The sequence below is a fragment of the Mesorhizobium sanjuanii genome (genome assembly GCF_002529485.1).
Taxonomy (GTDB): domain Bacteria; phylum Pseudomonadota; class Alphaproteobacteria; order Rhizobiales; family Rhizobiaceae; genus Mesorhizobium; species Mesorhizobium sanjuanii.
Genome location: NZ_NWQG01000199.1, coordinates 18,372 through 28,538, shown reverse-complemented (window position 1 = coordinate 28,538; position 10,167 = coordinate 18,372). Strand labels below are relative to the sequence as shown.

Here is a 10,167-nt window from a genome sequence, read left to right as displayed (position 1 = left end):
CGGTTGGCCTCATCGAGCGCCTGCCATAATTCACCATTCTTCACCGGCTTCTTGTCGGCGGTCTTCCAGCCATTCTTCTTCCAGCCATGGATCCACTTGGAAATACCGTCCATGACGTATTTGCTGTCGGTGTGAAGATCGACCTCGCATGGTTCCTTCAGCGCATTCAGCGCCGAAATGGCCGCGAGCAGTTCCATGCGGTTGTTGGTGGTTTCGGCCTCGCCGCCCGACAATTCTTTCGTCTTGCCGTTGAAGCGCAGGACCGCTCCCCAGCCGCCTGGTCCCGGATTGCCCGAACAGGCACCATCGGTGAAGATTTCAACGTGCTTGGTCATGACAGTCCGTATTCGGAAGGAGCGCGGATCGCCCGGTGGAAGCGCATTCGCCTGATATATTCGGTCGGATCGCGTTTCATGACCAGCCCGCCATCGGGAACGGTCAGCCAGTCGTAGAGCCGGGTCAACATGAAGCGTAGCGCCGAGCCGCGCGCCAGCATCGGCAGCGCGGCTTTCTCCCCGCCACTCAAAGGCCGAACGCCTTGGTAACCGGCAAGCAGTGCGGTGCCCTTGGTCAGGTTGAAGGAGAAATCCTTCTCGAAGCACCAGGCGTTGAGGCAGGTGGCGACATCATAGGCATAGAGATCGTTGCAGGCGAAGTAGAAGTCGATCAGGCCGGACAGCCTTTCGCCGAGAAAAAAGACGTTATCGGGAAAAAGATCGGCATGGATGATGCCTTCCGGCAGGCCCATCGGCCAGTTGCTCTCGAAATCGGCGAAGTCGGCGTCGACCTCGGCCGCCAGTCCCGGCTCGACCTCGTCAGCGCGGGCGTGGGAGGCGTTCCACAGTTTGCGCCAGCCATCGATGGCAAGCGCGTTCTGCCGGGTCATGGGAAAGTCCTGACCCGCAAGATGGAGTTGCGCCAGCGCCTTGCCAACCTCGCCGCAATGCCCTGCCGTCGGCCGCCGCAGCGACAGACCTTCGAGAAAGGTGATGATGACGGCTGGCCGACCGGCCAGCGCGCCGATGACGGTACCGTCATGCGCGGTCACCGGAAGCGGGCAGGAAATGCCTTTTCTGGCGAGATGGCCCATGAGGCCGAGGAAGAAGGGCAGGTCTGCCTTGTCGACGCGCTTTTCATAGAGCGTCAATATGTAGGAGCCGCTGGTCGTGTGGAGCAGGAAATTCGAATTCTCGGTGCCTTCGGCGATGCCCTTGTAGGACAGCAGGTCGCCGACCGGATAGGCCTTCAGGAACGCGCCAAGTTCGCCTTCATTGACATCGGTATAGACCGCCATGGGCTGTTCACGCGGCTCCGTTGACGAAAGCCATGTCGGCCTTCGTCAGTTCGACATCGCGCAGCACCCGCATCACCGGGAAATCCTCCGTTTCCGTCGCCGTGATCGCCAGATCGATGGTCACGTGGAAGCGCTGCCGGAACGCATCGATGATCTCGTCGACGATGATTTCCGGCGCCGAGGCGCCGGCCGACAGGCCAAGCGTCGAGATAGCGCCGATGTCGTTCCATGGAATCTCGGAAGCGCGCTGGACGAGAAGCGACATCGAGGCGCCGGCACGTTCCGCCACTTCGACAAGGCGCCGCGAGTTGGAGGAGTTGGGCGCGCCGACGATCAGGAAGAGATCGGCGCCGGCGGCGGTCTCCTTGACCGCTTCCTGGCGGTTGGTGGTGGCGTAGCAGATCGATTCGGCGGCCGGCGCATGCAAGTCGGGAAAGCGGTCCCTGAGCGCCCGGATGATGCCGGCGGTGTCCTCGACCGACAGCGTCGTCTGGGTGACGAAGCCGAGCGCCCGCGGGTCGGCGGGCACCAATTTGCCGGCGTCGGCTTCGGTCTCGATCAGCGTGACCGCGCCGTCCGGCAGTTGGCCCATCGTGCCGATCACCTCCGGGTGCCCGGCGTGACCGATCAGAAGCACATGGCGGCCGAGCCGCTGATGGCGCATCGCCTGCTTGTGTACCTTCGACACCAGCGGACAGGTGGCGTCCAGATAGAACAGGTTGCGCGCCTGGGCGTCCGCCGGCACCGATTTCGGCACGCCATGCGCCGAAAAGACGACCGGGCTCTGGCGATGCTGCGCCGGAATCTCGGACAATTCCTCGATGAACACGGCGCCCAGGCTTTGCAGCCCCTCGACGACATAGCGGTTGTGCACGATCTCGTGGCGGACATAGACCGGCGCGCCGTATTTCTTCAGCGCCAGCACGACGATCTGGATGGCGCGGTCGACGCCGGCACAAAAGCCGCGCGGCTGGCAGAGCCGGATCGTCAGCGGTGGCTTTGTCTGGAGCATGATTGCGGGCCGGTTGATCGGATCGTGGACTTAAAGCGCGTCGCGTTTGAACGGATTCATGCGACGCGCTTTAAGGTCTTGTTTTTATGCATGTCGTTATCGCAAAACCGCTGCGCACTTTTGCGCGACATGCATTGGAAACTCAAGGCGCGAAATGAGGTGCGTAGCCCTGCCCTGTCAAGGGCGGGGGTGCAATCAGTAGAGCGACGTGCGTCCATTTGGACGCACAAAGTACGCTCTAGTACTTTTGAATCTACGCATCGTGCTTTCCGAAAATCGATTCCGATTTTCGGGCCGATGCGTCTTTCGCCGAACGACGGAGCCTTAAGATGAGAACGCCGGCCAAGGCCGCGGCAAGGCCGTACCAGGTAACGGCATATTGCAAATGGCTGTTCGGCAGGTCGATGATGGTGACGCCGCCGACCGGCAGACCGCCGGGATTTGGCGCCTTGTCGGCATCGATGAAGAATGGCACCAGGCGAGCCCCGGCCGGGAGGCCGGCGCTCTGTGCCATCGCGTCGCGGTCCTTCCAGTAGAAGATGTTCTTCTTCAGATCGTTATCGGGAAGCATCATCGAGGGCTTCGCCGTCAGCGGGTTGCGGGCCAAGCCCGTCACCGTCACTTTGCCCGCTACTTGGCCCTGCGGACGCTTGGCCGCATCCTTCAGGTCGTAAGGCACGAAGCCACGGTTGACCAGGACGAAACGGCCGTCGTCCAGTTGCAGCGGCGTGAAGACGTCGAAACCGGAAGCGCCTTCCCAGGTGGCGAAGAAATGCCGCTCGCCCTGATGCAGGAAGGTGCCCATTGCCGTCACCGGTGTGTAGTCGACATCGCCGCTTGACGCGAATTCGTTTTCCACCTCGGCCAGCGGCCGGGGTGGCGAATGCGTGCGCTGGTCGATGGTCTGGAGAAGCCCTTCCTTCCAGTGCAGGCGCTGGACCTGCCAGGTGCCGAGCGCCAGAAGGATGAGGAACAGCACAAGGCCGAGGCCAAGCAGCAATGCCGTCTTCGGCCGCGAACGGCCTGCAACCGGGCCGGAAGCCGCACTCATTCGCCGCGGTCCAGCCTGCCCTCGGCCGCCTTGTTGCGGTATTGCAGCGTGAGCAGCACACCCTTGATCAATCTGAGCGCCGTCAGGCACAGCACCAGCGCCAGCGGTATCCACAGCAAGAGATGCAGCCAGAGCGGCGGGCTGAGCGTCACTTCCGTCCACAGCGCCAGCCCGACGACGATGAAGCCGATGATCAGGATGACGAACACCGCCGGCCCGTCGCCGGCATCGGCGTAGGAATAGTCGAGGCCGCAGTTGACGCAGCGCTTGCCGACAGTGAGGAATCCGGAGAACAGCCGTCCTTCGCCGCAGCGCGGGCAGCGGCCGTGCAGGCCCGCCGAAATCGGATCGACCGGTGGCCAGATCGCCTTGTCTTCACTCATCTCGCTACCTTAATTCGCTTTACCGCAAAAGATAAGGCGGCCACGTCGCCGCAGCCGCCTCATCAAAATCCGGATGCCTTTTTGTCAGTGGCCCTCGATCATCGCGCCGTTCGAGGCCCAGACATAGATCGACGCGAACAGGAACAGCCAGACCACGTCGACGAAGTGCCAGTACCAGGCGGCCGCCTCGAAGCCGAAATGCTGCTTGGGCGTGAAATCGCCCTTCATCGCACGAACCAGACACACCAGCAGGAAAATGGTGCCGATGATGACGTGGAAACCATGGAAGCCGGTGGCCATGAAGAACGTGGCGCCGTAGATGGAATCCTTGAAGCCAAAGGGCGCATGTATGTACTCGTAGGCCTGCACCATGGTGAACAGCATGCCGAGGCCGACAGTCAGAACCAGGCCGTTGATCAGCCCTTTGCGGTCGCCATGGATGAGCGCGTGGTGCGCCCAGGTCACCGTGGTGCCCGACAGCAGCAGGATGATGGTGTTGTAGAGCGGCAGATGGAAGGGATCGAGGACCTCCATTCCCTTCGGCGGCCAGACGCCACCGGTAAAGGTGGTGCGGGCGTATTGCTGGACCTCCCCGGGAAACAGGCTGGCGTCGAAGAAAGCCCAGAACCAGGCGACGAAGAACATCACCTCGGAAGCGATGAACATGATCATGCCGTAACGCAGATGCAGCGACACGACGCGGGTGTGGTGGCCCTCATGCGCTTCCTTGATGGTGTCAGACCACCAGGCGAACATGGTGTAGATGACGATCAGGAGGCCGATGAAGAACAGCCAGGGATTGGCGATGTTGTAGCCGAAGATCGGGAAGTCGCCGGCCTTGAGATATTGCATCAGGCAGACGCCGCCGATCGCGGTCACCAGCGCGCCGACCGAACCCAGGAAAGGCCACGGGCTGGGGTCGACGAGATGGTAGTCATGCTGTGGTTTTGCGTGCGCGTCTGCCATGTCAACCCCCGAGGCTTCCTTCGGTATTTGAAATCTTGTTGCTGCTTTCGGCCGGAAGCGACGACGCCGCCGGCTTTTTCTTCTCGACCGGGAACATGGTGTAGGACAGGGTGATGGTACTCAAGTCCTTCAGTTCCGGCACATTGACGATGTCGGGATCTACGTAGAACACGACTGGCATGTCGGCCGTCTCGCCGGGTTTCAAGGTCTGGTCCGTAAAGCAGAAACATTCGACCTTGTTGAAGTATGGACCGGCCAGTTCAGGCTGGACATTGAAGGTCGCGCGGCCCGTAGTTGCGACCTTGAACTCGTTGGTCGCCCGATAGTGCGCCTGGACGGTCGCGCCGATCTTGATCGTCATCGAGCGGTCGGCCGGCTGAAAGTCCCAAGGCACGCCCGCCGTATTGGCGTCGAAGCGGATGGTGATGTCGCGGTCGAGCACCCGGTTCGCATATTGCTGGGTAGCGCGGCGGGTGGTGCCGCCATAACCGGTCGCCTGACAGAACATCGCATAAAGCGGCACCGCGGCGTAGGCCATGCCGATCATGCCGCCGAAGAAAGCGATGCAGACGCCCGCGACAATGCGGTTCGTGTTCTTCTTCTTGGGATCGGTCACGGCTTCGCGGTTCATCTCACATCGTCCCAGCGAGGTTGTGACCAAACTTCACGATGGTGGCGACATAGAAGATGACGACAAGCACCGCCAGCGCCACGCCGATGGCCATCGAACGGTTGCGCCGGGCCTTCTGCTGACGCTCGGTCAGCGAAACGAGTTCGAGATTCTTGTCGACCATGGTCATGCTCCACCGATCGCCAGCGCGCGCCCGACAACGCAGTCGGCGAGATAGACGGCGAAGATGGCGAAGAGATAAAGCAGCGAGTAGCCGAACAGAGCCTTGGCCGGTTTCATCACCTTGTCGTCCGCCGCCATGCGCAGCACTTTCCAGGCATACCAGACGAAGCCTGCGCCAAGCAGGGCCGCGACGACGCCATAGGCAGGCGTGGTGAAGCCAAGCACCCATGGCAGCACGCCCACCGGCGCCAGGATCAGCGCATAGGCGAATATCTGGCGTCTGGTCGACGCCTGGCCGGCGACATTCGGCATCATCGGGATGCCGGCCCTGGCATAGTCCTCGGACTTGAAGAGAGCGAGTGCCCAGAAATGCGGTGGCGTCCACAGGAAGATGATCAGGAACAGGATGAGGCTTTCCAGGCTGACCGTTCCGGTTACCGCCGCCCAACCGATGACGGGCGGGATGGCGCCGGCGGCACCGCCGATGACAATGTTCTGCGGCGTCCAGCGCTTCAGCCACATTGTGTAGATGACGGCGTAGAAGAAGATGGTGAAGGCGAGCAGCGTGGCCGACAGCCAGTTGACCAGCACGCCGAGCGTCATCACCGACATCACCGACAGCACCAGGCCGAAGCTCAGCGCCTCGCCGGGCAGGATGCGGCCGGCCGGCACCGGACGGCTGGCGGTCCTGGTCATCACCGCATCGATGTCGGCGTCGTACCACATGTTGAGCGCGCCGGAGGCGCCGGCGCCGATGGCGATCGACAGGATCGCGATCACCGCCAGAAGCGGATTGATGGTCACCGGTGCGGCGACCAGGCCGACAAAGGCCGTGAACACCACCAGCGACATGACACGCGGCTTCAGCAGGGCGAAGAAATCGCCCGCCGTCGCTTCCGACATGCGGAAACCCGCTTCGTCAGTCAATCTCTCGTCGACAAGGGCCATGCGTACTTAAAGTCCATCATTCCGTTGGCCAAAACCGCCGGGCGGGCCGGCGGTTTCGTATTCGCGGGCAACCGCCTATTTGATCTTCGGCAGCTGTTCCCACTGGTGGAAGGGCGGCGGCGAAGGCAATTGCCATTCGAGCGTCGTCGCACCCTCGCCCCATGGATTGGCGCCAGCGACCCGCTTCTTCTGGAAGGCCTCGAACACACCGTAGAGGAAAATGACGACGCCGATGGCCGAGATGTAGGAGCCGTAGGACGACACCATGTTCCAGCCGGCGAAGGCATCCGGATAGTCGATATAGCGGCGAGGCATGCCGGAAAGGCCGAGGAAGTGCTGCGGGAAGAAGATGAGATTGACGCCGACGAAGGTGACCCAGAAATGGGTGTTGCCGATGACAGGCGAATACATGTAGCCGGTCATCTTCGGGAACCAGTAGTACCAGCCGGCAAAGATGGCGAAGACCGCGCCCAGCGACAGCACGTAATGGAAGTGCGCGACGACGAAATAGGTGTCGTGCAGCGGGCGATCGAGGCCGGCATTGGCAAGCTGGACACCGGTGACGCCGCCGACGGTGAACAGGAAGATGAAGCCGATCGCCCACAGCATCGGGGTCTTCAGCGAAATCGACCCGCCCCACATCGTGGCGATCCAGGAGAAGATCTTCACGCCCGTCGGCACCGCGATGACCATGGTGGCGAAGACGAAGTAGCGCTGCGTGTCGAGCGACAGGCCGGTCGTATACATATGGTGCGCCCAGACGATGAAGCCGACGGCGCCGATCGCGACCATGGCATAGGCCATGCCGAGATAACCGAACACCGGCTTCTTCGAAAAGGTCGAGACGATGTGGCTGATGATGCCGAAGCCGGGCAGGATCAGGATGTAGACTTCCGGATGGCCGAAGAACCAGAACAGGTGCTGGAACAGGATCGGATCACCGCCGCCGTCCGGCGTGAAGAAGGTGGTGCCGAAATTGCGGTCGGTCAAAAGCATGGTGATGCCGCCGGCAAGAACCGGCAGCGACAGCAGCAGCAGGAAAGCGGTGATCAGCACCGACCAGGCAAACAGCGGCATCTTGTGCAGGGTCATGCCAGGCGCGCGCATGTTGAAGATGGTGGTGATGAAATTGATGGCGCCCAGGATCGAGGAGGCGCCGGCGATGTGCAGCGACAGGATGGCCAGATCCATGGCCGGTCCGGGCTGGCCTGATGTCGACAGCGGCGGATAGATCGTCCAGCCGCCGCCGACGCCGTAGGCGCCGGGCGCGCTCGGCACGAACATCGAGGTGAGCAGCAGGATGAAGGCCGGCGGCAGCAACCAGAAGGAGATGTTGTTCATGCGCGGGAAGGCCATGTCAGGCGCGCCGATCATGATCGGCACCATCCAGTTGGCGAAGCCGCCGATCAGCGCCGGCATGACCATGAAGAAGATCATGATCAGCGCATGAGCGGTGGTGAAGGCATTGTACATGCTCTTGCCGCCGTCGATCGCCGCATCGCCGTCCATGCCGTAGACCATCTGCGCCAGGCCCGTGAAGATCTGGATGCCCGGCTCCATCAGCTCCATGCGCATGACGACCGAAAGCGCGCCGCCGATGCAGCCCGCGATGATGGCGAAGATCAGGTAGAGCGTACCGATATCCTTGTGGTTGGTCGAATACACCCAGCGGACCCAGCCATGATAGGGCTTGTGGTCGTGATCGCCGTGAGCTGCAGCCTCTGCCATGTTCCGCTCCGTTCCCTGATCTTTCCTGGCCGCGGCATCAGTTGCCGGCGGCCGCTACCTTGTCTGCGCTGTCGACTTGGGCCATCAACGCCTTGTTGGCGCCAGGCAGGTCGGTCCTGGCCGCTGCCAGCCAGGTGTTGTACTGCGCGTCGGAAACGACGCGGATCGCGATCGGCATGAAGGCGTGATCCTTGCCGCAGAGCTCCGAGCACTGGCCGTAATAGAGGCCTTCCTTCTCGGCCTTGAACCAGACCTCGTTGATGCGGCCAGGGACAGCGTCGGTCTTGATGCCGAAGGACGGCATGGCGAAGGCATGGATCACGTCGGTCGCCGTGACCAGCACGCGCGTCATGGTGTTGACCGGCACCACCAACTCGTTGTCGACGGTCAGCAGGCGCGGATAGACGGCGCGATCTTCCTTGCCGGCCGCGGCGCGGTCGGCATCCGCGAGGATGGCGGAATTGAAGGAAAGCGTCTTGTCGACCTGGTATTCATAGTCCCAGTTCCACTGGTTTCCCGTTGCCTTGATGGTCAGCTTGGCTTCTTCCGGCGGCGTATATTGCGCGGTCAGCAGTTGGAAAGAGGGAATGGCGAGGCAGAGCAGGACGACGACCGGCCCGACAGTCCATATCACCTCGATCAGCGTGTTGTGGCTGGTCTTCGAAGGGACAGGATTCACACTCGCCCGGAACCTGAAGATGCAGTAGGCGAGCAGGAAAAGCACCAGTGCGGTGATTGGGACGACGAACCACATCGAGTAGTTCCCGAACCACTCGATCTGCCGCATGATGTCGGTTGCCGGAGGCTGAAAAGTGGTTTCCCAGGGTTGCGGCTGGGCCGCATGGGCAGACGCTCCGGCGAACAAGATGGCTGCGGCGCCTAAACTTGCCAGAAAATTGGCGCTTGCTAGGAATTTGGCGCCTGCCAGGAATTTTCTCATCGCCCTCATCATCTCCCAGTTCCTCGCGATCGGACCGCAAGACTATCGAACAGGCCGGGACGAGAATCCCGGACAGTCCCAAGGGTGGTTCAAACCATACTCTATTTCCCTCCGCAAGAAAGGAGCGGAGGAAACCGTGCGGCATTTTTGCGCGCAAGCGCCGGCCGCGCCCTCGGGGTGACAAAACGCGCTTCGCCGATCACCGGCACGTGAACAGCAGCGACTGCTCCGGAGCAATGCGCCGGGCGGTCGCAATTCGGGCGAATTTGCTAGGGAAAAGCGCATAAACGCCCAGATCGGGGCGGACCGGCAGCGGTCTCGTCCTTTACTTGGCCTTGGCGCGGCTTAAAGTGCCGTGATTCGCAATGGAGCCGTCATGACCTCTTGGCTTTCGAGACTTGGGCTTTCGAGACTTGGGCTTTCGAGACTTGGGCGTTCGGAACTTGGGCTTTCGAGAACCTTGGCGACGTTCGTCTTTCTCCCCGCGTTTGGCATTGGCCTGTCGGGAGGCTTGTCCGGGATCGGTGAGGCCGGTGCCGCGCAGCCCAGCGGCACGGTCAAGTCGACGCATGGCGCGTGGTCGATCATCTGCGACACGCCCGCCGGCGCGACTTCAGAACAATGCGTGATGATGCAGAACGTCGTCGCCGAGGACCGCCCCGAAATGGGGCTGTCCGTCGTCGTGCTGCGCACCGCCGACAACAAGGCCGAGATCCTGCGCGTGCTGGCGCCGCTCGGCGTGCTGTTGCCCAACGGGCTCGGCCTCAATGTCGACGGCAAGGATATCGGCCGCGCCTATTTCGTGCGCTGCTTCCAGGACGGCTGCTACGCCGAGGTCATTCTCGAAAAGCCGCTGCTCGACACGCTGAAGACCGGCACCTCGGCCACCTTCATCGTCTTCCAGACGCCGGAGGAAGGCATCGGCATTCCGGTCGACCTCAAGGGTTTCGCGGACGGTTTCGCCGCCCTGCCCTGAAATCAGCCACACATCCCAGCCCTTGATGATTATCTGGCCCGTCCGACGGCGATCGTCACCGCGTTTGGCGCCATTG

At 62.0% G+C, this 10,167-nt stretch carries 12 protein-coding genes; 1 reads left to right on the top strand and 11 read right to left on the bottom strand.

The window, feature by feature from the left end:
* The 11 genes from rnhA to coxB all read right to left on the bottom strand — a co-directional run.
* Nucleotides 1–335: ribonuclease HI (rnhA, locus tag CN311_RS26010; protein ID WP_097576520.1), on the bottom strand; the 335-nt coding region annotated here is incomplete at its 3' end.
* Nucleotides 332–1,294 carry a homoserine kinase gene (locus tag CN311_RS26005; RefSeq protein WP_097576519.1) on the bottom strand — a complete coding sequence of 321 codons (963 nt, stop codon included), beginning with the start codon at nt 1,292–1,294 and terminating at the stop codon, nt 332–334. The genes rnhA and CN311_RS26005, both read right to left, overlap by 4 nt.
* A 7-nt stretch (nt 1,295–1,301) precedes the next feature.
* A complete protein-coding gene (ispH, locus tag CN311_RS26000; RefSeq protein ID WP_097576518.1) occupies nt 1,302–2,306 on the bottom strand; it encodes a 4-hydroxy-3-methylbut-2-enyl diphosphate reductase in 1,005 nt (334 codons plus the stop codon).
* 253 nt (nt 2,307–2,559) lie between these two features.
* Nucleotides 2,560–3,357: an SURF1 family protein gene (locus tag CN311_RS25995; RefSeq protein WP_165779856.1), complete on the bottom strand. Its 798-nt coding sequence runs from the start codon at nt 3,355–3,357 to the stop codon at nt 2,560–2,562.
* Nucleotides 3,354–3,740 carry a DUF983 domain-containing protein gene (locus CN311_RS25990; protein ID WP_097576517.1) on the bottom strand — a complete coding sequence of 129 codons (387 nt, stop codon included), beginning with the start codon at nt 3,738–3,740 and terminating at the stop codon, nt 3,354–3,356. Before CN311_RS25990 ends, CN311_RS25995 begins: the two co-directional genes overlap by 4 nt.
* An 84-nt stretch (nt 3,741–3,824) precedes the next feature.
* A complete protein-coding gene (locus CN311_RS25985) occupies nt 3,825–4,706 on the bottom strand; it encodes a cytochrome c oxidase subunit 3 (protein ID WP_097576516.1) in 882 nt (293 codons plus the stop codon).
* Between the two features lies 1 nt (nt 4,707).
* Complete coding sequence (locus CN311_RS25980) at nt 4,708–5,337, bottom strand: cytochrome c oxidase assembly protein (protein WP_097576515.1); 630 nt, start codon at nt 5,335–5,337, stop codon at nt 4,708–4,710.
* A 1-nt stretch (nt 5,338) separates the two neighbouring features.
* On the bottom strand, nt 5,339–5,500 hold the full coding sequence (locus CN311_RS25975) for a hypothetical protein (protein ID WP_097576523.1): 162 nt from the start codon (nt 5,498–5,500) through the stop codon (nt 5,339–5,341).
* A gap of 2 nt (nt 5,501–5,502) precedes the next feature.
* Nucleotides 5,503–6,447: a heme o synthase gene (locus tag CN311_RS25970; protein WP_097576514.1), complete on the bottom strand. Its 945-nt coding sequence runs from the start codon at nt 6,445–6,447 to the stop codon at nt 5,503–5,505.
* Between the two features lie 75 nt (nt 6,448–6,522).
* Nucleotides 6,523–8,175 (bottom strand): cytochrome c oxidase subunit I, encoded by a 1,653-nt coding sequence (gene ctaD, locus CN311_RS25965; RefSeq protein WP_097576513.1) that lies wholly within the window; start codon nt 8,173–8,175, stop codon nt 6,523–6,525.
* A gap of 37 nt (nt 8,176–8,212) precedes the next feature.
* On the bottom strand, nt 8,213–9,127 hold the full coding sequence (gene coxB, locus CN311_RS25960; RefSeq protein WP_165779855.1) for a cytochrome c oxidase subunit II: 915 nt from the start codon (nt 9,125–9,127) through the stop codon (nt 8,213–8,215).
* Nucleotides 9,128–9,491: 364 nt separating this feature from the next.
* Between coxB and CN311_RS25955 the strand changes: the two genes are divergently transcribed.
* Nucleotides 9,492–10,091 carry an invasion associated locus B family protein gene (locus tag CN311_RS25955; RefSeq protein WP_097576511.1) on the top strand — a complete coding sequence of 200 codons (600 nt, stop codon included), beginning with the start codon at nt 9,492–9,494 and terminating at the stop codon, nt 10,089–10,091.
* The last annotated feature ends 76 nt before the right edge of the window (nt 10,092–10,167 follow it).

Coding starts and splice junctions, on each gene's coding strand:
- CN311_RS26005 (WP_097576519.1), bottom strand. CDS start 1,294: ATGGCGGTCTATACCGATGTCAATGAAGGCGAACTTGGCGCGTTCCTG.
- ispH (WP_097576518.1), bottom strand. CDS start 2,306: ATGCTCCAGACAAAGCCACCGCTGACGATCCGGCTCTGCCAGCCGCGC.
- CN311_RS25995 (WP_165779856.1), bottom strand. CDS start 3,357: ATGAGTGCGGCTTCCGGCCCGGTTGCAGGCCGTTCGCGGCCGAAGACG.
- CN311_RS25990 (WP_097576517.1), bottom strand. CDS start 3,740: ATGAGTGAAGACAAGGCGATCTGGCCACCGGTCGATCCGATTTCGGCG.
- CN311_RS25985 (WP_097576516.1), bottom strand. CDS start 4,706: ATGGCAGACGCGCACGCAAAACCACAGCATGACTACCATCTCGTCGAC.
- CN311_RS25980 (WP_097576515.1), bottom strand. CDS start 5,337: ATGAACCGCGAAGCCGTGACCGATCCCAAGAAGAAGAACACGAACCGC.
- CN311_RS25975 (WP_097576523.1), bottom strand. CDS start 5,500: ATGGTCGACAAGAATCTCGAACTCGTTTCGCTGACCGAGCGTCAGCAG.
- CN311_RS25970 (WP_097576514.1), bottom strand. CDS start 6,447: ATGGCCCTTGTCGACGAGAGATTGACTGACGAAGCGGGTTTCCGCATG.
- ctaD (WP_097576513.1), bottom strand. CDS start 8,175: ATGGCAGAGGCTGCAGCTCACGGCGATCACGACCACAAGCCCTATCAT.
- coxB (WP_165779855.1), bottom strand. CDS start 9,127: ATGATGAGGGCGATGAGAAAATTCCTGGCAGGCGCCAAATTCCTAGCA.
- CN311_RS25955 (WP_097576511.1), top strand. CDS start 9,492: ATGACCTCTTGGCTTTCGAGACTTGGGCTTTCGAGACTTGGGCTTTCG.